This is a genomic window from Roseibium sp. AS2 (genome assembly GCF_038900065.1).
In the GTDB taxonomy this organism is placed as follows: domain Bacteria; phylum Pseudomonadota; class Alphaproteobacteria; order Rhizobiales; family Stappiaceae; genus Roseibium.
In genome coordinates this window covers 351,416-372,699 of the sequence record NZ_JBBMQN010000005.1, presented here as the reverse complement: position 1 = coordinate 372,699, position 21,284 = coordinate 351,416, and the positions used below count along the sequence as shown (strand labels likewise).

Genomic DNA, 21,284 nt, shown 5'->3' with positions numbered 1-21,284 from the left:
CTACCTCAGAACGAGGGTCAATGTGTTGATATTCCGGGGCTTCCGGAAATCGGGCCCCTCCTCACGATGAGGATCATGCGGTTTCTATTTCGAGACCGTCAACTCTCTTCACCCTCATCCCGAAAAAGGCCGAAGGTCTGTCGCAAAGGATCGCCGCTTGCTGCGCGCGAACGCGCATCGACACGTTCGCGCCGGACAGCAGTGACGCCCTGCCCTTACGAGCGGTCCCGGAACCGGTTGGTGATCGGATAGCGGCGATCCTTGCCGAAATTCCGCTCGGTGATCTTCACGCCCGGAGGCGCCTGCCGGCGTTTGTATTCGGCGATATAAAGCAGGTGTTCGATCCGGTGGATCAGGGCCCGCTCGTGACCGCGCCGTTCGATTTCTCCAACCGACATTTCCTTCTCGACCAGGCACTCCAGGATGTCATCGAGGTCATCGTAGGGCGGCAGCGAATCCTGGTCGGTCTGGTTCTCCCGCAGTTCCGCGCTCGGGACCTTGGTGATGATGTTGGCCGGGATCACTTCCCCTGCCGGGCCCGACAGCCCATCCGGGCGCGCGGTGTTGCGCCAGGCCGCCAGGTCATAGACCTGTGTCTTGTAGAGATCCTTGATCGGATTGTAGCCGCCGTTCATGTCGCCGTAGAGCGTCGCGTAGCCGACCGACATTTCCGACTTGTTGCCGGTGGTCACCACCATCCAGCCGAACTTGTTGGAGACCGCCATCAGGATGACGCCGCGCGTGCGCGACTGCAGGTTTTCCTCTGTCGTGTCCTCATCGGTGCCGGCGAAAAGATCGCTCAGCACATTCCGGAAGCCTGCGACCGGCTCGGCAATCGGAATCGTGTCGTAGCGGATTCCCAGAGCCGATGCACAGGCGTCCGCGTCCGCGATGCTCTCCTTTGAGGTATACTGGTAGGGCAGCATGATCGCGTGGACCTTGTCGGCGCCCAGGGCATCGACCGCCATGGCCGCGCACACGGCGGAATCGATCCCGCCCGAAAGCCCGAGGACGACGCCCGGGAACCCGTTCTTGATCACGTAATCGCCAAGACCCAGAACACAGGCCCGCCAGTTGGCCTCGTTCAGATCCGGCAGACTGGCGACCGGGCCATTGGCGCAGATCCAGGTATCGCCCGTGCGCGTCCAGTCGGTGATGGCCATCGCCGGCTGAAACTGCGGCATCTGGAAAGCCAGCGACCTGTCGCCGTGCAGGGCGAAGGAGCCGCCATCGAACACCAGCTCGTCCTGGCCGCCGAGCTGGTTGCAGTAGATCAGGGGCAATCCGGTCTGCACGACGCGGGAAACCACGACCTGGAGCCGTTCCTCGGCCCGGTTCTCCCAGTAGGGCGATCCGTTCGGCACCAGGAGCAGCTCGGCGCCGGTTTCCTCCAGGCACTCGCAGACCTCGTCGTTCCAGATGTCCTCGCAGATCGGCAGGCCGATGCGCACACCGCGAAAATCGACGGGCCCGGGAAGCGGTCCTGCGGCGAAGACACGTTTTTCGTCAAAGACGCTGTAATTCGGCAGGTCGTACTTGAAGCGGACCGCCTTCACCTCGCCCTGATCCAGAAGCAGCACGGCGTTGTAGGTCTTGCCCTCCTCGCTTCTCCAGGGAGAGCCGACGATCAGACCCGGGCCGCCATCCGCGGTTTCCAGCGCCAGCGCCCTTGCGGCGTCCATGCAGGCCGTGACGAATGCCGGTTTCAGGACGAGGTCTTCCGGCAGGTAGCCGGCCAGCACCAGCTCGGAGGTCAGGACAAGGTCGGCGTCCTGCGCGGCGGCCTCGCGGCGCGCCTCGCGGATGAGGCCGGCATTGCCGGCGACATCGCCGACAGTCGGGTTGAGCTGCGCGACAGCCAGTCTGAAACGGTCTGAAATCATCGGAGGTGTACCAGAAAGTGACATGGCTTTCTGGTGTAGCGGCAAGCTGGAAGGCATGCAATCGCCCTGTCGGCAGAACTGCCTGTCCGCAAGCGGATACGGGTCCGTTCCCTACAGCAGTGCGAGGCCGTCGTCGGCGGGCGCGCGCGCGGCAAGACCGGACAGAGCTTCCGAACCGGAGACGCGCGACGGTGGCTGCTGCCCCGCTTCGCTCAGACCCTTTGTGCGGCCATGAACGAGCTGGCGGTCGAGAATCTCTCCGATGTGACGATAGAGAATGGCGGGAGCGATCGGCTTGGCGACAAATCCGTGGATGCCGATTTCGATGGCCTCCAGAATGGTCTTGCGGTTGGCATGCGCCGTAACCACGAGAACCGGCGTCGTGCTCACGTCCGGATCACGGTCTTTGCGCAGAATTTGCAGGAACTCGTTGCCTCCGAACGGCCTCATGACCCAGTCGCACAGAACGATGTCCGGCCTGCGGTCCACGACCAGCTCCAGTGCATCGGCACCATCGCTCGCTTCGCAGATCGTCCGGATGCCAAACCCAGTCAGGACGGAGCGCAGGATCGTGCGCATATGCGGGTTGTCTTCCGCAATCATGCAGGAAACAGCCGACAATTCCCATTTGTCACGCAAACCCCCGTCTCCCCTTCGTCGCATCCCGGTCGTCGATTTTCCCTACAACCAGATATCGCGCGGCGCGTTAAGCGAGACTTACCCGCGGCCGTCTCACGCTTGAAAAACAGGCGAAAAGCAACAAAAAGGGCGGCAAATGCCGCCCTATAGTTAACGTCTCGTAAGTGCAGGCCGGTGCTATGCACTCGCCATCATCGGTTCCGCCTGCCGGCCGTCGCGTTCCGTCTTCAAATTCTCGGCAATCAGGAAAGCAAGCTCCAGGGCCTGATCCGCGTTCAGGCGCGGGTCGCAATGGGTGTGGTAGCGGTCGCCGAGCTGTTCTGCGGTGAGCGCGCGCGCGCCCCCGGTACATTCGGTGACATTGCGGCCCGTCATTTCGACGTGAACACCGCCTGCATGGGTTCCCTCGGCCCGGTGGACCGCGAAAAAGGCCTCGACCTCTTTCAGGATGCGGTCGAACGGACGGGTCTTGTAGCCGCCGGCGGTGATGGTGTTGCCGTGCATCGGGTCACAGGACCAGACGACGGACTTGCCTTCACGCTCGATCGCCCGCACCAGTTGCGGCAGGTGGTCGAAGACCTTGTCGGCCCCGAAACGCGCGATCAAGGTCAGCCGGCCCGGCTCGTTTTCCGGGTTCAGCAGATCGGTCAGCTCAAGCAGGCCGTCAGGCGTCAACGAAGGACCGCATTTGAGCCCGATCGGGTTCTTGATGCCGCGGAAGAACTCCACATGGGCGTGATCGGGCTGCCGGGTCCGGTCGCCGATCCAGATCATGTGGCCGGAGGTCGCGTACCAGTCGCCGGAGGTGGAATCGACCCGGGTCAGCGCTTCTTCATAGCCCAGAAGCAGCGCTTCGTGGCTGGTGAAGAAATCGGTCGAGCGCAGTTGAGGCACCCTGCCGCTATCGATGCCGCAGGCCCGCATGAACGCCAGGGCCTCGGAGATGCGGTCGGCAAGCTCCTTGTAACGGTGTCCCTGGGGACTGTCGGTTATGAAGCCGAGCATCCACTGGTGGACCTGATCGAGATCGGCGAAACCGCCCTGGGCGAACGCGCGCAGCAGATTGAGCGTCGCGGCCGACTGGCGGTAGGCCATGGCCATGCGGCCCGGATCCGGAATGCGGTTTTCCGGAGCGAAATTGATGTCGTTGATGATGTCGCCGCGGTAGCTGGGCAGCTCCACATCGCCCTTTTTCTCGAAATTGGACGAACGCGGTTTCGCGAACTGTCCGGCGATGCGGCCGACCTTGACCACCGGCTGGCTCGCCGCATAGGTCAGGACAACCGCCATCTGCAGGAACACCCGGAAAAAATCACGGATATGATCGGGATGGTGCTCGGCGAAGCTCTCGGCGCAATCGCCGCCCTGAAGCAGGAAACCCTTGCCGCGTGCAACGTCGGCAAGCTGGGCCTTCAGCGCCCGCGCTTCACCTGCAAAAACGAGCGGTGGATACGTCGACAGACGCTGTTCAACATCCGCCACGGCCTGTTGATCCGGGTACTCCGGCACCTGCAGGATCGGTTTGGATCTCCAGCTGTCCGGGCTCCACTTGTCCGCCATTTTCGTCACTCCTCACTGGACCCGCAGGGTCATTCCAATTCCCAGGCACGGCGTCCGCGAATTAGTCTTCCATTCTGATCTGCCTCATCGAAGCAAACGTGCGGCCTTATACACGCCATGCGTCGCCAAGGCCACAGGGCAATCTCCCAAATCATACGGCAAAACCGCGTGAAATTTCACCCGTTTCAAAGAGGCTCCGGAAGAGTGCCCGGAAGAACGCATTGAGACGGATCATTGCGAACAGGTCGAAAATGGTACCAACTTGGCGCACCAGAGAAAGGATGCCATATGCCAACTCCACGCCTGGAGCACAGCCATCGGCCCGCCGACATTGCCAGCCGCCTGTCTTCGGGACCGGATGCCAGTTATCTGAGGGACTGGGTCTATGGCGGCATCGACGGCGCGGTCACGACCTTCGCCATCGTGGCCGGATCGGTGGGCGCCAGTCTGTCCGCCAAGGTGATCCTCATTCTGGGCATCGCCAACCTGCTCGCCGACGGCTTTTCCATGGCCGCGGCCAACTACAGCGGCTCCAAATCCGAAAACGAGGATTATGCGCGCCTCAGGGCCATCGAGGAAAAGCACATCGCCGTGGCTCCGGATGGCGAACGGGAAGAAATCCGCCAGATTTTCCACCAGAAGGGGTTTCAGGGCGACGAACTGGAAGCCCTGGTCTCCCTGGTCTCGTCGAACAAGACGACCTGGATAGAGACAATGATGCAGGGTGAATACGGGCTGTCGGACACGTCCCGAAATCCGCTGAAAGCGGCCTTGTACACTTTCGCTGCCTTTGTCCTGTTCGGATCCATTCCGCTGCTGCCCTTCATCCTGCCGGTACCGGCGAGCGCTTCGACAGCAACCGGACTGACCGTGATGGCCTTTTTCGCGATCGGCTCGCTCCGGGCCAGATGGTCGCAGCGACACTGGATCTCCTGCGGTCTGGAAACCACCGCCATCGGCACGGTGGCCGCGGCCATTGCCTTTCTCGCGGGCCACGGCCTGCAGACATGGCTCGGCTAGTCGCGGGTCTTCACGCGCGCCCTACCCGTGGCCCGGCGTTAAATATGACACGCCATGGGCGCGCAGTTTGCTATCGATGAGATCGGCGAGATCCGGAGCAAGGGTGATCCGTCTTGGATAATGCGGCCGGTCGCGATCCTTCAGGACCGGCACGTGCCAGCCGTCGGTGGTGTCGAGAAAATGGTCGACACCCGCCTCGCCCCAGAACCGGAAAAATCCCGCCAGCACACAATCCAGATAGCTTTGCAGGATGGGGTGGGTTGCCGAGCCCCACCGGCACTGCTCCGGCGCCGCCCTGAACAGAAACAGGTCGTCCGGCCCCCTTTTCGATTTGACATCGCAGCGGAAGGCATGACCGACGGCGTCAACCTTGACGTAGCGCTTTTCCCGCCGCTCCAGGTCGGCCAGGCGCGCGCGCGGCTCGCGTGCCATCACGCCCCGGATCGCGCCATCCGGCACTTCCCGGACCGACAGTGCACAGCGCCCCTGCCCGTCCGGCCCCTCGCCGCAAATCTTCCATTCACGCCGCCACCCCGCCAAGCGTCCCGGCGTGACCTCTGCGTCGGCGGCCAGCGTGTCAGTATTGACCAGGGAGCCATAACCGAAATATGTGATCGTCATCTGGCGCTTGTCCGGTGTCTGTACATTGTCCCATTCCAGTATCGGGAGTTTTCATGATTGTTCCTTCCCTTTCCCTCCAGGACATCGAGAGCCTGAGGCAGGACACTCCCGGTGTACGGCAGCGGATCCATTTTAACAACGCAGGCACGGGACTGGCTCCCGAGCCGGTCCTGAGCGCCGTCAAGCAGCATCTCGATCTGGAAGCCAGTCTGGGCGGCTATGAAGCGGCAGCGGCAGCAACCCTGGCACTGGACACTTTCTACACAGGGATCGCCGCTCTGATCGGCTGCAAACCCCATGAAATCGCCTATATCGAGAATGCCACCCGCGCCTGGGACATGGCCTTTTACGGCATCGATTTTCGCGAAGGCGACCGGGTGGTCACCGGCCGCTCCGAGTATGTGTCCAATTTCTTTGCCCTGCTGCAGATGAAACGGCGCAAGGGCATCGAGATCGACGTCATCGAAGACGACGAGTTCGGCCAGATCGATCTCGCCGCCCTCAAGGCGTCTCTCACGCCCCGGACCCGCCTGATTGCCCTGACCCATGTCCCCACGTTTTCCGGGCTGATCAATCCGGCCGAAGACGTTGGCGAGATTGCCCGCGCGGCCGGTGTCCTGTACCTGCTGGATGCGTGTCAGTCCGTCGGGCAGATCCCGCTCGCGGTCGACAGCATCGGTTGTCACATGCTTTCGGGAACCGGACGAAAATATCTGCGGGGCCCGCGCGGCACCGGGTTCCTTTATGTCGGCGACGAAGTGCTCGACCAGTTGGAACCGCCCTTCGTGGACCTTCAGTCCGCAGTCTGGACCGATGACGAGACCTATGAACTGGTCCCACATGCGCGCCGCTTCGAGACGTGGGAACGTTATGTTGCCGGCCAGATCGGCCTGGGCGTTGCCGCCACCTACGCGATCGGGTTCGGCATGGAGCGTATCGGCAACCGGATCTGCGCCCTGGGAGCGCAGTTGCGGTCCGAACTCTCCGCGATCAAAGGGGTCGCCCTGCATGACAAGGGGCGCCGCAAGGGTGGCATCGTCACTTTCACACTGGACGGAGAGGACCCCGGCGACACCAAGGCGCGCCTGTCCGAAGCCGGGATCAACGTCTCGGTCAGCAAGGCGAGTTCCTCACGGATAGATCTTCCCCATCGCGGCCTCGACGCGGTGATCCGTGCGTCCCTGCATGCCTTCAATACCGAGGATGAGATCGAACACTTCATCAAGGCGCTCGGAAAATCCGGCCAGGGTCCGGTGTCTCTCTGAACGCGGACCGGAACAGATCCGGCAGGAGGACGTCTGATGGTATCGCTGAACGGCGTGCTCCCGACAGTAAGAACACGTCCGGGATCGCCGGCGCGGTTTGGTGATGCCTTCGCTCCCGAAACTGCGTCTGCCCGGTCACCAACCGGTCCCGGACCTTCAACAGAAAGTGCCAACTTTCTCGGAAATCACACCTGGGGCGTTTTCAAGTCCTTCTCCGAAGCACATCCCCTGATTGATGATCAGGAAGTTACAGTCCAGATTTCCCGGCCATCTTTTTCAATATTCCCACGACTTGTTAATGTATTCACGCCTACAATCACTTAGCCGCTTCAACTTCAGACTACGACAATGTCACTTTTAACTATAAAGGTCACAGCTTGACGGAATTTCGGCGCAGATACAGTGATCAGCCCGTCAATGTTCCACGGCAACAAATCTCAAGGCTCGCGTTTATCCTGGCAGCCTTGCTGATTGCCGTCACCTCTGTCTCGCTGCTTTTTGTCGGAGTGGTCGCCTCGCACGCCTCGCGCCAGCAGACCGTGGCCAACGAAGAAAGCCTGTTCCACAGCACCCTTGCACATCACATGCGCGCGATCGTCCGCGAACAGATCACCATTGCCGCGTCGGACGACTCCGTCAGAAAACTGGTCCGCACGCTGGATCAGAACTACGCGCGCGCCAGCTTTCACACGCTCTGGGCGACATACCGGCACAGCAAGGTCATGCTGATATCGGGCAGCGGCAAAGTGCTCGCCGAGTCCTTTGAAGACTACACCCACATCATCGAGCGCCCCATCGCCGAGACGCCCGAACTGGAAGTCATCTTCGAGAAACAGAAAGAACTGTTTCAGAGCAATCTCGTGCGGGTGCCCAGCGGGTTCGGCCACAGTTCCCTGCAAGGGGTCGATCCGAGCAATTACTCCGTTATGGGCTTTGTCAGAATTGACGGCAAACCGGCCATTTTCGGTGCGATGCCGATTATGCCGGATGCCTACAAGAGCACGCTTCCGGATGGCTCTCCGACCATGCTCCTGTCGGCGCTTTACATCGATGACCTTCTGCTCAAACAGTTGAACAGTCAGCTCGAATTCATGAATTTCGATTTCGTCGAAACAGAAAACCTGCAAATTGACGGCCCGCGTCACATGGTATCCGACCTGAACGGAACTCCGTTCGGGGCCTTTACATGGACAAGCCAGAGCGTCGGCGATTCAATCTGGCCGACGATCATTCCGGTGATCGTGCTGCTCAGCGTCGCACTTGGAGCGCTTGCCTTCGGAATTGCATGGCGGATCGGTCAGCTGACCTCGTCGCTCCAGTCAAGCGAGCGCCAGAACCGTCATCTCGCATTGCACGACACCTTGTCGGGTCTCGCCAACAGACTGCAATTCAACCGCGTGCTGGAAAACGCGATCAAATTGCTGCCCGATAAACCGTTCACCGTCATTCATTGCGATCTCGACAAGTTCAAGGCGGTGAATGACACGTTTGGCCACGCGGCCGGTGATGCGGTCATCCAGGCCATGGCCGAACGGCTGACCGCGGCCGTGGGCAAACCCGGACTGGTCTGCCGCGTCGGCGGCGATGAATTCATGGTGATTTACAGAGGGCCGGTCGCCAGGGACTCTCTGGTGCCACTGTGCGAGGCCCTGGTCGCCGCGGGAAGCAAACCCGTGCCGCTGGCGGACGGGACGGTAGCGCGTGTCGGTCTGAGCGCCGGAGTGGCGATCGCCCCTGTGGACGGCTCCACTTCCGAAGAAATGATCATACAGTCGGATGCGGCCCTTTATCATTCCAAGAAAATGGGCCGCAACCGGTTTTCATTCTATTCGGACATACCGCATCAGGCCGACGATCCCGAGGCAGCGCCGCTACGCTCGGCCTCAGGACGCCCTGCCGGATAATTCCAGCCTCAACACCCCATCAATCAGGGTCCTGATAGTCGAGGCTGGTCTGGGCACCGCCAAGCGCTGCCGGCCCGGACCGCTTATCCGCGCAAGCGCTCGGTTGGCTCGCGCATGGTGACCAGTTCCTCGGCCGCTGTCGGGTGGACGGCGATTGTCTTGTCGAAATCGGCCTTGGTGGCTCCCATCTGCAGCGTGACGCCCAGGATCTGGGCCAGTTCACCCGCGTCCGGTCCGACGATGTGAACGCCGAGCACCTTCTGGCTGTCGGCGTCGACAATCATCTTCATGAGCATCTTTTCGTCACGGCCCGACAGGGTGTGCTTCATCGGCCGGAAACTCGACTTGTATATGTCGAGGTTCGGTGTGCGCTCCAGTGCCTGGTCCTGCGTCAGTCCCACAGTGCCCATTTCCGGCTGCGAGAAAACCGCCGTGGCGATCAGGCTGTGGTCGACGGTCCAGGGATTGTCGCCGAAGACCGTGTCGGCGAAGGCATGGCCTTCGCGGATTGCGACCGGTGTCAGGTTCGCCCGATTGGTCACGTCGCCGACCGCATAGATGGATGCGACGTTCGTGCGTGAATCCGCGCTGACCTTGATGGCCCCGGAAGCGTCCATGTCCACGCCGGCTTTTTCCAGTCCCAGTTCGCGGGTATGCGGGTTCCGGCCGATCGCGAACATGATCTGATCGGCTTTCAGCTCCAGTCCGCCCTTGGTGTGCCCAACCAGGGAACCGTCAGACCGTTTTTCGATCCGGGAAAACGTGTCCTCCCGGATGACCCGGATGCCCTTCTTCTCCATTTCCTGACGAACGGTGGCTCTCAGATCCTGATCGAAGCCGCGCAGGATTTCCTCACCGCGATAGATCAGGGTCGTCTCGACACCGAGACCGTTGAAGATGCCGGCAAACTCCACGGCGATATAGCCACCGCCGGCGACCACGATCCGGTCCGGCAATTCAGCCAGATGAAACGCTTCATTTGACGTGATCACATGTTCGGCACCCGGCAGGTCCGTATCGACATTCGGCGATGCGCCGACCGCGACCAGAATGTGTTTCGCCGTGATCTTCTGGCCGGTCGTCAGCAGGCACACCGTGTGGGCGTCCTCGATGACAGCGCGGCTGTCATGAACTTCGACATCGGTCTTTTCCAGATTTCGCCGGTAGATACCTTCAAGACGCGTGATCTCCTGATCCTTCGCGGCAATCAGTTTCTGCCAGGAAAAACCCCGCTCGCCGACGGTCCAGCCAAACCCTTCGGCATCCTCGAATTCCTCGGAGAACTTGGATGCGTAGACGAAAAGCTTCTTGGGCACACAGCCGCGGATCACGCAGGTGCCGCCGTAGCGGTACTCTTCGGCAATCCCGACCCGGGCGCCATGGGTAGCCGCGATCCGTGCGGCGCGGACACCGCCGGAACCACCGCCAATAACAAATAGGTCGTAATCGTAGTCGCTCATGAACGCCTCTTCAGTCTTGACGGCATCTGCCGGCCGGCCCGGTCGCCAGTGCGGGGCCGCAAGGCGTCCGTCCCACATAGGCAGCCGGATCCGTCTTGCAAGCCCCGACGCCCGAATGCCACGGGCCGGGATCTCCCGGTACACAGGCGGGTTTTCCGCCCGACAAAAAGAATTGGGCCGCTTGCGCGGCCCACAACGCCGGATTCACACCGGGCATCACCTGTTCGTGCGGTGCCCGCGCAGGTCATCCGCGCAGGCGATGACCCCGCTGACGGCCGGTTTCACTCAGCCGCGTTCCGTTTGGCAAGTTCTTCCTGGACCATGGTCACCATCTCGGTGGAGATCTTGTCCTGCCATTCGCGTGCGACAGCAACGGAAAACTGAGTGATGCTGGGAACCGTCGTCGTCAGTTTCTGGCCCAGTTCGGTGTTGTAGAACTCAGCCAGCTGATTGAGCTCTTCTTCCGTGAAGCTGTGCGCCCAGACCCTGTAGACCTGGTCGTTCAGCTCGGACCTGTTTCCGGCCAGCTTGAGGGCGACGTCCTGTGTCACCTCGATGACCTCTTCGGCGCGGGCCGGATCGGACTGGATGAAGGCGGTCCGGGTCTGTTCTGCAAGGATCGGCAGAATATCGTCGAACGGCTCGAGGATCTTGGTTGCCAGCGCCACTTTCTTGGCCGCGGCCATATGGCTTTCCGACAGTTCATCTTCCTGCGCTGTGACGCTGCCTGTCAGGAAACCTGCGGCCATCATGGCTGCGCCCAAAACAGCTGCCCGCGGGAAAGATTTGATAAGATTCATTTTTCTACTCCTAGGCGGCTTTCAAAACGGTCAAAAAGCCGAACACATTGTTCAGATGGGCAGAACGGTCTTTACCCCATCCGAGCCGGCCACGTAAGCCTTTGTTGCAAGATCGATGAAAAGGCCATGATCGACAACGCCCGGTATCGCGACCAGCCGGTCGGCCAGCGCGCGCACATCCGCGATCTCACGAAGACGAGCGTCCAGAATGAAGTGCCCGCCATCTGTCCTGAACGGATCGTCGGGCCCTCCCCTCAGATCCAGCTCGCCCGGCAGCGCAAGATCCGCCAGGACCTTCAAGATGGCACGCCGGGTCACTTCCAGTCCGAAAGGCACGACTTCTATGGGGAGCGGAAACTGCCCAAGCGTCTCGACCTGTTTGCTTTCGTCTGCAATCACGATCATTCGAGCCGATGCGCTGGCGACGATCTTCTCGCGCAGCAGCGCTCCGCCGCCGCCCTTGATCAGGGCAAGACGCGGATCCAGTTCGTCGGCGCCGTCCACGGTCAGATCCAGTTCCGGCAATTCGTCGAGGGTCGTGAGGCGGATGCCGAGGCTGGAGGCCAGCGCCTGTGTGCGCTCCGATGTCGGCACACCGATCACGTCCAGGCCGCCGGCCACGCGGTGCGCGAGCGCATGAACGAAAAACTCCGCTGTCGAGCCTGTGCCGATCCCGATCCGCATTCCGGAGGTGACGTCTTCGGCGGCACGCTCCGCTGCCTGTTTCTTGTACTGTTCGCTCATTCACGATCCCTTGGGCCCCGGCTGGCTGACAGGTAGCCGCCGCTGATCTTCATCAGGCCGCCGGGTGCTTAACATGGCCGGTATCCGCCGGTCCAGTGGCATTCCCCACTTCGCCGGGGAAACCCGCACCCCATGTCGAATTGTGGAGTTTATTAACACTCACTTTAGATAGAAGTTCAATAATGCTTCGAAATGTCCAGGGACCGGAAAGCACATAGCCCAATGAACATCCTTCGACTTAAATCAAGACAGCATGATAAAAATAACAATACCATCAAAGACTTGCCTAACCTTGAGGAAATTGACAGGTTGTCCGGGACGAGCACCGGACCCGCGCCCGCCGCATCGCAGATGAATTTTGTTCTCGACAGCCTCGAGGACGACCTGCAGGTCGCCGCAAAGACCATCAACGGGGCGGCCGAAAAGGTTCAGGACCGGCTTGTCAGTCAGACTGAAATGCTTGAAGCCATCCGCGGCGACAGCCAGTCGCTGGCCGACCAGTCCGCAGCCGCGGACGAAAACGCCACCAGCCTGGCTTCATCCATTCAGGAACTGAGCGCGTCCAGCTCCGAAATTGGCTCGCAGGTCGGTGTCTCCAATCAGCTCGCCCAGGACGCCCGCGACGTCGCCGAACAGGTCAATCAGGGCGTGCTGGAACTGAAAAGCGCCATTGACGACATTTCGAATGTTGTCAGCCTGATTTCGGACATCGCCAAACAGACCAATCTTCTTGCCCTGAACGCGACCATCGAGGCCGCGCGGGCGGGAGAAGCAGGCCGTGGCTTTTCCGTCGTGGCCAGCGAAGTCAAAGCCCTTTCGGTCGAGACCCAGTCCGCCACCGAACAGATTGTCTCCAATATCGACCGGCTCAACCACTCCGCCGAGATGAGCCTTGGTTCGGTCAATCAGATCATCGAGGTGATCGGCAAGATCCGGCCGAGTTTTGCCGCCGTGGACGAAGCCGTCCAGACCCAGGTGGAAACCACCAACCTGATCGGGGAACAGGCCCAGCAGACCGCCGAGTTCGTCCATGACGTCGTGCGGACCGTACAGAAAATTTCCGAAGCAGCGCTTGCTGCCGAGGAAGGTGGCAGACAGGCGCGCGCGACCGGTACCGAGATGAGCGTTGCCTCGGGCGCGCTGCAGTCGCGGTTCACCATGATGATCCGGCAGACCGAAATCGGTGACCGGCGCAGCCACGACCGGCTTCCGGTCAAGCTGTCCGGCACCGTGACCAACGGCCCGGCAACCGCGAAGCTCGAGACCCAGGACATTTCGAAGGGTGGCGTCCTGTTCAGGTCGGAGATTGCCGAAAAGTTGCAGCCGGGCAGCAAGGTGCAGGTAGACCTGGAAGGAATTGGCCGCGTCGGTGTCCGGATTGCCGCGATTTCGGAGCACGGCTGCCACGCCTGTTTCGTCGAACCGGAGGCCCGTTTCCAGGAAGCGCTGGAGCGCAAGATCGCCGCGGTTCAAGCCAGCCACGCCGAGGAAGTCCGCCTCGTCCAGTCCGGCGCCGCGCGCATCGCGGCCGCCATGGAGGATCTCGTTGCGCAACGGAAACTGAGCCTGGACGACCTGTTCGACACCGACTATCAGCCGATCGCCGGCACCAATCCGCTTCAGGTGTCCAACCGCGCCCTGCACCAGCTGGAAAAGGCGCTGCCCGACATCCAACAGGACATTCTCGGGTCGGGTCGAAACATGGCGTTCTGCGTCGCTATTGACCGCAACGCCTACCTGCCGGTGCACAACCTGATCTATTCCAAACCGCAAAGACCCGACGATCCGGCCTGGAACACCGCCAATTGCCGCAACAAGCGGATCTTCGACGACCGGGCCGGTCTCAGCGCCGCGCGCAACACACGACCGTTCCTGATCCAGTCCTACGCGCGCGACATGGGCGGCGGCAACATCGTCTGGATGAAGGAAATAGATGCCCCGATCATCGTTCAGGGGCGCCACTGGGGCGGGTTCCGGACGGCCTACAAGCTGTAGGCGCTTCCTGCTGACACAAGGCGTTCCGCCGTGGGTCCCGTGAAACGAGGCCAGGCGGCCGGAGTTCCCCGGAACCTTCCTTGCGAAGCACCGCCGTTCCGGCTAGTCAGTCACCGGAAACAATCCCCCGGAGGAGCTTCATGTCCGTACTGGTATTCGATCTGGATGGCACGCTCGTGTCCTCCATGGAAGATCTCGTTGCCTCTTTGAACGTGGTGCTGACCGGTGCCGGCCATACCGCGGTGCCGCAGAAGGACGTGGCAAACATGGTCGGTCTCGGCGCGAGAGTGCTGATCCAGCGCGGCCTAGACTTCAACGGCATCGCCTGGACCGAGGACGATGTCGACGTGCTGTTCGGCCATTTTCTGGAGCATTACGCCGCGAACATCGCGGTTCACACACGCCCCTTCGACGGCGTCGTCACAGCGCTGGAGGCGTTCCGCGAGGAAGGCTGGAAACTGGCTGTCTGCACCAACAAGGCGGAACGGCTGACGCTGCCGCTGCTGGCCGAACTCGACCTTGCCAGGCATTTCGATGCCGTGGTGGGCGGCGACACCTACGCCCGGGCCAAGCCGCACGCGGAGCCTGTGCACGGGGCGATCGAACGCGCCGGTGGCCGGACGCAAGGCTCGATCATGATCGGTGACAGCGCCGCCGATATCAACGCCGCCCGCAACGCCGGCATACCGGTCATCGCGGTCGATTTCGGCTATACGCCCGTCCCGGTCAGCGAACTTGGCCCCGACCGGGTGATCTCGCATTTCAACGACCTCTCCCGGGCGGTCGCCGACCTCGCTGTTCCGGACGTCAAAACGTCCTGATCGCGTCTCCCAGCGTTTTGCGGATCTCTGTCCGGCGATCCGTCAGCGCGACGATTTGGGTGTCGATGACCTCGATGCGGGTTTCGGAGTCCTCAAGCTTGCGCGCCGCACGCTTGTAGAGATCCGCGCCCGGCCCGGCGGCCGTCAGATTGGCCCGGTGCCGCTCCTGATCGGCGGTCTCGCCGTCCTTGTCCCGGTGCAGTTCCTGGATCCGCCGCTCGATGCGCGAGATTTCGGCCTGCAGTCCGGCCAGCTCCCGCAGTTTGGCGGCGGCCTCCGCATCGGGGGCCTGCCGGGACAGGTGCAACAGCCGGTTCGCATCCGTCGAGATCAATGCGTAGGTCTGTGAAAGCGTGCGCTCGTGCAGCGCGGACATCTTTCCGGTCTTGCCGGCCGCCACCTCAAGCCTCAACCGGTGATGGGTGGCAGTGCTGTCCATCTGCCCGTCGGCTGAAAACGTCCAGCCGGGCCGTTTGGCGTGTTCGATGATGATGGTGCGGTCTCCGTCCGGTGCGCCCTTGACCGCATAGTGCGTCTCGGACAATTCGCGTATAGCCGCAGTCAACACTCCGTCGGCAACCCTGATCGAGACGATCCTGTTGTCGCCGGAAGTTTCCTGAGCAATCCGCACCTTCTTGTCCGTTGCAAAGCTGGCCATGCGGCTTTCGCCTGCAGGCATTCCGCTGATTTGCGCATCGCCGACATACCCTTCGGTTTCGTCGTAGACGGTCAGAATTCCTCTTGGCAGACTGGTGTCGGTCTCGTTTTCGATCAGGATGGCGGCGACCGGGTGGGCCAGTCCGCTTTCCGGCTGAAACACCGAAACGGTCTCCGCGTTCACCACCTTGTCGACGATCGGCGCCGACAGCGTGTCGCCGCTCTCCAGGCTGACGCGCCAGGGCAAGGTGAAGGACGCGGTCACGGCTCCCTCGACCGCCTCCCCCACGGACGCTCTGGCGATGTCGCGCGCCATGGGCGACGGGGCTGCGGCAGGTGCCGCCAGCCCGGTGATCCGGGACCGGGTCTCCAGGAATGCCTCGCTTTCAGCCATGTCGAACTGCGGTTCCGCGCCCGGATCGGTCGGGGGCACATATCCCGCCGAGACATCGACCGGAATTTCCCGGCGCTGCTTCCAGTAAAGATCGTGAAGGCGCTGCTTCAGGGTCACCGGCGCGCCCGATGACAGGGTCACCTCGACATTGTCCCAGTCCTCGCCGCTGGCGTTTTCCAGAACCGCCCAGGCCTGCAGCCGTGCCTTGTCGCCTGCCAGCGTCACCACCCGGTAGGCGGTTTTCCAGATCGGCGCCGGCACCACGTAGGACACGGCAACCTGCCGGGTTCCCTCGCCGGCCACCTTCAGGGCGACCGTGCGGGCGCCATCCGACTTGCCGCGCCCGACCGCCGAAAGCGCCCTGGCCACTTTCACCCGGATATCCTCGTCCAGGAAGGTCACTTCCGTGTCCGCGGACAGCCCGACGGCCTTGATGCGGCCGTCACTCAGAACAGAGACCACGAAGGACTGGCCCCGGTCGCCCTCATCACGGGCAGAGACCCCGAGCACCAGCCCCTCGACGGCGGAACCGGCCCGATCGAGACGCACGCGCGTGCCCTGCAGCGCCGACAGCAAACGCGCCGGGGACTGAAGGTCGTCCACCGAAAACGGCAGATTTTTGAAGGTCTCGGCAAGCGGGTCGGGACCCGGCAAGGTAATGCCCTCGACCGCACCGGCGGCGTCGAAGACGACGATGCTCTTGAGAACGTCGTTGACCTGGTCGAGCGGCACGGTCATTTCGATCAGGCCGGTGCTGTCGATGTCGGCGCGGCGCACCACCTCGGCCAGGCCGCCGGAGGACAGGGTGATGGAGGTGATCGGACCATTGTCCGCCCCAAGGACCGTTGTTGCCGAAGCGAGCGGGGCAACCAGCAGGAAAACGGCGGATGAAACACGCAAAATCATAAAAATTTCTCCGGAAATGCAAACCCGCGCGGATCGTCGGCTCTAATTGCGGCCTTTTCGGGAACCGGCTCCCGGACATCTGCCAAAAAGGACTTGCCAAGCCCCGCGGCATCCCTTAGACACCCGCCATCCACGCGGATCTTGGGGCGATTAGCTCAGCGGGAGAGCATTCCGTTCACACCGGAAAGGTCACTGGTTCAATCCCAGTATCGCCCACCATTTTCCAGTTTCAGATGTGTTTTCAGCCCGTTGCCGCATTCCGGCGCCCCTGATGGGCAGCCGGCGTCTTGCCGGCCGACGGAAACGGGCCATCAGATGAATCATGATCGGCCCTCAGCGGGATAACTGGGCATATCTCCCAGATGGAATGCCCGGCGAAAGCAATCGGGGGTAGCGTTTCGGCAGTGGTTCCCGGACCGGGAACCGGTTCAGCAACGGCTCACGAGCAAGCGCTTCGATGTTTCAGACAGTCATCTTCCGGTCGGTCTGGTGCCGGACACTCATCCCGCCGGCCTTCATCGTGATGCTTGCGCTGTGCCTCCAGGCGGGCCTCACGCCCGTTTCAGCGCTCGCCGCGGATGCGCATCAACTCGCCCAGGCGAATATGGAGCAGCAAAGACGTATCCTCGAACTGGAACGGCAGCGCCTGGAACAGATGCGGCGCGAACTGGACGACATGCGCCGCCGGCAGGATCTGGACGCCTACCGGATACGCCGGCAAATTCAGCAGCAGCAACAGCGGCAGAGACAAATTCGACAGCCGTCCCTGCCATCGAACAGGGAAAGCTACCAGCGCCAGCAGCATCGTGGCCAGACCTACGGGCGGCAGCGCAACCAGCCGCAACACCATCAGCGGCAACAGTTCCGGCAACAGCAGTTCCGTCGGCAATAGGGGGCGTGTCGCCCCTGTCCGGCGGCGCCGTTCCAAGGCAATCCCCAGGGGATTGCCCCGGTAAAACCTCCTCCCCTGCCTTTCGGACGTCCACCTGCTATCCTCGCGAAGTGATTCCCGCTGAAGCAGAGACGTGATGACTGTCCAGACCGCTCCCCAGAAAAAGGTTCTCGAGAAGCTGCTGAAAGGCTTGAACTATCAAAAAGCCGGCGAGCTGGAAAAAGCCCAGCGTTGCTATCAGCAGGTGCTGAAGAAGGTTCCGAACCATCCCGACGCCCTGAACCTCCTGGGGGTGACCTACCGGCAGCTCGGCTATCCGAAGCGCGCCATCGACTACATTCAGCGCGCGGTTGCCAGCAATCCGAAGGAATCGTCCTTTTACGCCAACCTCGCCCGGGCAATGATTGATGTCGGCGCGGAAGCCGAAACGCTGCTGGCGCTCAGCAACAAGGCGCTGTCGCTCAATCCAAAGGAACGCGAGGCCAGGAACATCAAGGGCATCGCGCTCACCCGGAAGGGCGAACACCAGGAAGCCGAATATATTTTCCAGGGCCTCATCGTCGATTTTCCCGACTATGTCGATGCCTATCAGAATTTCGGATTGCTTCTGATGGAAGCCGACCAGGCAGAACACGCGGTCAATTTTTTCACCAAGGCGGTGATGCTGCAACCCGACAACGCGAACAACTTCATTCAGCGCGCCCGTGCGCGCCTGAAAATGAAACAATTCGAGCCTTCGCAATACGAACTCACCGAGGCGCTGGAACGGTTTCCGGGAAACAGTGACGTGGAACACGAGGCCGCGCGCCTGCTGTTCACCATGAACGAGTCGCGCAAGAGCGTGAAATATGCCGAAATGGCGTTCAGTTCCGATCCGCGCAATTACCACAAGGCGATCACGCTCGGCGTATCCTACCTCATGAACGGGCAGGCTGCGGAATCTCTGGAAACGATGAAGCTGGCCAGGAAATACGCTCCGGAGGACAACCGGACGGTCGACTGGAACCTGTCGCTCGCCTATCTGGCAAACGGCGACCTGACAAACGGATGGGCGCTTCACAAGGCCCGTTTCGAGGACAAGTCCACCAAGGTACACGACCGCAAGTTCGACGTGCCTGCCTGGGAGGGCGAGGACATCTCCGACAAGACCGTTCTGGTCTGGTCCGATCAGGGACTGGGCGATGCCTTGCGGGCCGGGACGATGCTCCCGGAACTGATTTCACGGGCGGGCAAGGTGATTGTCGAACTCTCCGACAAGGGGGCGCAGTTCTTTCAGTATTCGTTCCCGCAAACCCTGTGCCGGCGTTCGGCCATGGACAAGGACCTGCGGTCCACCCTGTCCGACTATGACCTGCATGCCAACATCACCGATCTCGTGGATTTCTTCCGCCCGGATCTGGAATCGTTCCGGCGCGCGCCCTGCCCGGTCTTTTCCTTCGAGAAGGAGCGGGCAAGGGACTATCTCAAGCGCTTGCCGGGCCACGAAAACAAACCGGTCATCGGCATCTCCTGGCGCTCGAAGAACCTCGCTGCCAACCGCGCCCGGTTTTACCTGTCTGCACCGGACATTGCCCCTGTGGTGGCGTCGCGGGACGCCATCTTCGTCAATCTGCAATACAAGGCCATCGACAAGGAAATCGCCTATTTCAAAAACAGCTTCCCCGAAACATTCAACTATTTCGAGGATGTCGATCTGTTCGACGATCTTCTGGGCGCTGCCGCACTGACGGCCTGCTGCGATTTTGTCGTGTCGGCCAACACCAGCGTGGCCGACATGGCAGGTCTCCTGAATGTGCCTTCCATCCGCTTCGGACAACAGGAAGCGGCGTTGAACCTGGGCCAGAAGAACCCGCCGTGGTACCCGTCCATGACCTACATGCTGCCGTACACGGACCGTGCCTGCGCCGAGTTCGTGCCCGAGATCATCAAGGAAATGGACCGTCAACTGGAGAGCTGGTCACCGGACCGGCGGAACGAGCGCCTGGGCCTGTGAGGACCGGGTTCGGGAAGCCCTGCCCAAGCGTGGCGCGGACCCCATGACTTGACGCCGTCCCCACCGGCGGAGAGGCATGTTCATCCCGGCCTTGCGGGACACGCCCCGCACCATGCCGATCACCCGGGATTGCGGGCGATTGCGACCAGCGTGTCGGTCGCGTCGATCCTGTTGAGCGCGGCCTCATAGGCCCCGCTCAACTCAGGCGTGTCCAGAGCCGAAAGCGCGGACTTGTGGCCGCCGGGCCTGCCGGCCGAGAGCCACGTCAGATGGTTGGACAGCGGATAACGCTGCACGCCTTCCACCACGACCTGTTCGAAACCGGCCTCGCCGAGCAGGCGCTTGAGGCTGTCGCGCGTGTGCAGCACGAGGTGCTGGCTCCACAGGGTGAAGGAGCGGAAGGCTTCGCAATCGAGGTCCTTGAGAAGAAAATCATTGGCGTGCGGCACTTCCAGCACAGCGGTTCCGCCGGGCTTCAGGACCCGGCGCAGGTCGCGCAGCACCTCAAGAGGCTCCGGCAGATGCTCCAGGACATGGAAACTGAGGGCGGTGTCGATGCTGTCGTCCATCAGCACGTCAAGCGAAGTGTGACACGCGATACCTTCGCGGTTCAGCGCGTCGACATAGTCGCGCTGCAGTTCGATGCCGCAACACGAGCCGGTCGTGCCTTGAACCGCGCGCAGAAAGGCACCGTCGCCACAGCCGAAATCGACGATATCCCGTCCGCACACGAACGGCATGCAGGCTGCGGCGCGGCGCCCGGCGTCCCGCGAGATTTCATAGTCGCGGGCACCGGTATTCGCCAGATTGATTTCCCGGTAACCGCCCTCCCGGTAAACCTCGTCGCCGCCGAAAAAGCCGTCTATGTAGATGACACCGGACCGGCTGTCCCGGTACACGGTGACATCGTCCCGGTCGCGTGTTCCGGCGGAATAGACTTCGCGGCTGTCCTCGGCGGCAACGCCGATCCGCGACAGTGTTTCAAAGATGCTCGTCATCACAGCTTGCCTTTTTCAGCCATTTGCGGCGGACTTCAGTCCGGCGTCCTGCCGGCCGCCTTCGCGTAGGCTTCCAGCGCAATCCAGTCGCGCGGCGTGTCCAGGTCGATTTCCGGTGCGTCCGGCAGGACCACGGGAACGCTCCTGCCGAAAAACCGCTGGCCAGCCTCTCCGAAACCGGCCTTGCGCAATGCATAGATCGCGCCGGTCTCGCGGAACTGCTTTGGGCGGTCCTGGCGGCGCTGACGCGGCCTGGAAGCATCGTGATTGACACCGATGCCGCTGCCGTCCGGCGCGATCTCCCACAAGAACGCATGCACATCGACCACCGAAAACGCCGTATCTGCTGCCTGGGCGGCGCGAGCGCGCACCACCAGATCGATTTCCCCGGCCGTGGTCAGCGGCGAGGTACATTGCAACATCACGAGCGTGTCCGCGTCCGCGCATCCCTGATAGGCGGCAATCGCGTGCAGCAGCGCCGATTCCGACGAGGCTTCGTCCCCGGCGATCTCCGGCGGTCGTTTCAGGCTCGTCGCGCCATGGTCTTCCGCGGTCTTCAGGATCGCGTCATCGTCGCTCGAGACGACGACTTCCGAAACCGTTCCGGCGGCCAGCGCCGCCCGGATCGAATGGGCCACCAGGGGCAGACCCAGAAACGGCTTGATATTCTTGCCGGGAATGCCCTTCGAGCCGCCCCGGGCCGGAATCACCGCAACGACGCGCTCGCTCATG

Annotated in this window: 17 protein-coding genes and 1 tRNA gene; 7 read left to right on the top strand and 11 right to left on the bottom strand. The window is 62.0% G+C overall.

Going from position 1 to position 21,284, the window contains the following annotated elements:
- Nucleotides 1-215: 215 nt before the first annotated feature.
- The 3 genes from WNZ15_RS16830 to WNZ15_RS16820 form a co-directional block, all read right to left on the bottom strand.
- Complete coding sequence (locus tag WNZ15_RS16830) at nucleotides 216-1,883, bottom strand: NAD+ synthase (RefSeq protein WP_342894152.1); 1,668 nt, start codon at nucleotides 1,881-1,883, stop codon at nucleotides 216-218.
- Between the two features lie 111 nt (nucleotides 1,884-1,994).
- The gene (locus WNZ15_RS16825) at nucleotides 1,995-2,522 is read right to left on the bottom strand and encodes a response regulator (protein ID WP_342894151.1); all 528 of its coding nucleotides are present in this window, start codon (nucleotides 2,520-2,522) and stop codon (nucleotides 1,995-1,997) included.
- Between the two features lie 177 nt (nucleotides 2,523-2,699).
- Nucleotides 2,700-4,082: a 3-deoxy-7-phosphoheptulonate synthase class II gene (locus tag WNZ15_RS16820; protein WP_342894150.1), complete on the bottom strand. Its 1,383-nt coding sequence runs from the start codon at nucleotides 4,080-4,082 to the stop codon at nucleotides 2,700-2,702.
- 288 nt (nucleotides 4,083-4,370) lie between these two features.
- On the opposite strand from WNZ15_RS16820, the gene WNZ15_RS16815 reads away from it, so the two are divergent.
- Nucleotides 4,371-5,102, top strand: coding sequence for a VIT1/CCC1 transporter family protein (locus tag WNZ15_RS16815; protein ID WP_342894149.1), 732 nt, complete (start codon nucleotides 4,371-4,373; stop codon nucleotides 5,100-5,102).
- A gap of 21 nt (nucleotides 5,103-5,123) precedes the next feature.
- Here the strand turns inward: WNZ15_RS16815 and WNZ15_RS16810 are convergent, their stop codons facing one another.
- Nucleotides 5,124-5,723 (bottom strand): gamma-glutamylcyclotransferase family protein, encoded by a 600-nt coding sequence (locus tag WNZ15_RS16810; protein ID WP_342894148.1) that lies wholly within the window; start codon nucleotides 5,721-5,723, stop codon nucleotides 5,124-5,126.
- A 53-nt stretch (nucleotides 5,724-5,776) separates the two neighbouring features.
- On the opposite strand from WNZ15_RS16810, the gene WNZ15_RS16805 reads away from it, so the two are divergent.
- Entirely contained in the window at nucleotides 5,777-6,988 is a 1,212-nt protein-coding gene (locus WNZ15_RS16805; RefSeq protein ID WP_342894147.1) for an aminotransferase class V-fold PLP-dependent enzyme, read from the top strand.
- Between the two features lie 377 nt (nucleotides 6,989-7,365).
- The gene (locus WNZ15_RS16800; RefSeq protein ID WP_342894146.1) at nucleotides 7,366-8,892 is read left to right on the top strand and encodes a diguanylate cyclase; all 1,527 of its coding nucleotides are present in this window, start codon (nucleotides 7,366-7,368) and stop codon (nucleotides 8,890-8,892) included.
- A gap of 83 nt (nucleotides 8,893-8,975) precedes the next feature.
- Here WNZ15_RS16800 and gor read toward each other — a convergent pair whose 3' ends face one another.
- The 3 genes from gor to rpiA form a co-directional block, all read right to left on the bottom strand.
- Nucleotides 8,976-10,352, bottom strand: coding sequence for a glutathione-disulfide reductase (gene gor / locus WNZ15_RS16795; RefSeq protein ID WP_342894145.1), 1,377 nt, complete (start codon nucleotides 10,350-10,352; stop codon nucleotides 8,976-8,978).
- A gap of 281 nt (nucleotides 10,353-10,633) precedes the next feature.
- Complete coding sequence (locus WNZ15_RS16790) at nucleotides 10,634-11,152, bottom strand: DUF2059 domain-containing protein (protein WP_342894144.1); 519 nt, start codon at nucleotides 11,150-11,152, stop codon at nucleotides 10,634-10,636.
- Between the two features lie 51 nt (nucleotides 11,153-11,203).
- On the bottom strand, nucleotides 11,204-11,896 hold the full coding sequence (gene rpiA / locus WNZ15_RS16785; RefSeq protein WP_342894143.1) for a ribose-5-phosphate isomerase RpiA: 693 nt from the start codon (nucleotides 11,894-11,896) through the stop codon (nucleotides 11,204-11,206).
- Nucleotides 11,897-12,205: 309 nt separating this feature from the next.
- On the opposite strand from rpiA, the gene WNZ15_RS16780 reads away from it, so the two are divergent.
- Both WNZ15_RS16780 and gph read left to right on the top strand, forming a co-directional pair.
- Complete coding sequence (locus tag WNZ15_RS16780; RefSeq protein WP_342894142.1) at nucleotides 12,206-13,891, top strand: methyl-accepting chemotaxis protein; 1,686 nt, start codon at nucleotides 12,206-12,208, stop codon at nucleotides 13,889-13,891.
- A gap of 140 nt (nucleotides 13,892-14,031) precedes the next feature.
- A complete protein-coding gene (gph, locus tag WNZ15_RS16775; protein WP_342894141.1) occupies nucleotides 14,032-14,712 on the top strand; it encodes a phosphoglycolate phosphatase in 681 nt (226 codons plus the stop codon).
- Here gph and WNZ15_RS16770 read toward each other — a convergent pair.
- Nucleotides 14,699-16,669 (bottom strand): DUF4139 domain-containing protein, encoded by a 1,971-nt coding sequence (locus WNZ15_RS16770; RefSeq protein WP_342894140.1) that lies wholly within the window; start codon nucleotides 16,667-16,669, stop codon nucleotides 14,699-14,701. The two genes, gph and WNZ15_RS16770, sit on opposite strands and share 14 nt — an antisense overlap.
- Nucleotides 16,670-16,813: 144 nt before the next feature.
- On the opposite strand from WNZ15_RS16770, the gene WNZ15_RS16765 reads away from it, so the two are divergent.
- Nucleotides 16,814-16,888, top strand: a tRNA-Val gene (locus WNZ15_RS16765).
- 343 nt (nucleotides 16,889-17,231) lie between these two features.
- Here the strand turns inward: WNZ15_RS16765 and WNZ15_RS16760 are convergent.
- Nucleotides 17,232-17,540 carry a hypothetical protein gene (locus WNZ15_RS16760; protein WP_342894139.1) on the bottom strand — a complete coding sequence of 103 codons (309 nt, stop codon included), beginning with the start codon at nucleotides 17,538-17,540 and terminating at the stop codon, nucleotides 17,232-17,234.
- Nucleotides 17,541-17,697: 157 nt separating this feature from the next.
- On the opposite strand from WNZ15_RS16760, the gene WNZ15_RS16755 reads away from it, so the two are divergent.
- Nucleotides 17,698-19,554, top strand: coding sequence for a tetratricopeptide repeat protein (locus WNZ15_RS16755; RefSeq protein ID WP_342894138.1), 1,857 nt, complete (start codon nucleotides 17,698-17,700; stop codon nucleotides 19,552-19,554).
- Nucleotides 19,555-19,673: 119 nt separating this feature from the next.
- On the opposite strand, the gene WNZ15_RS16750 is transcribed toward WNZ15_RS16755, so the two are convergent.
- Both WNZ15_RS16750 and WNZ15_RS16745 read right to left on the bottom strand, forming a co-directional pair.
- The gene (locus WNZ15_RS16750; protein WP_342894137.1) at nucleotides 19,674-20,552 is read right to left on the bottom strand and encodes a class I SAM-dependent methyltransferase; all 879 of its coding nucleotides are present in this window, start codon (nucleotides 20,550-20,552) and stop codon (nucleotides 19,674-19,676) included.
- Between the two features lie 35 nt (nucleotides 20,553-20,587).
- Nucleotides 20,588-21,283, bottom strand: coding sequence for an acylneuraminate cytidylyltransferase family protein (locus WNZ15_RS16745; protein ID WP_342894136.1), 696 nt, complete (start codon nucleotides 21,281-21,283; stop codon nucleotides 20,588-20,590).
- Nucleotide 21,284 lies beyond the last annotated feature (1 nt).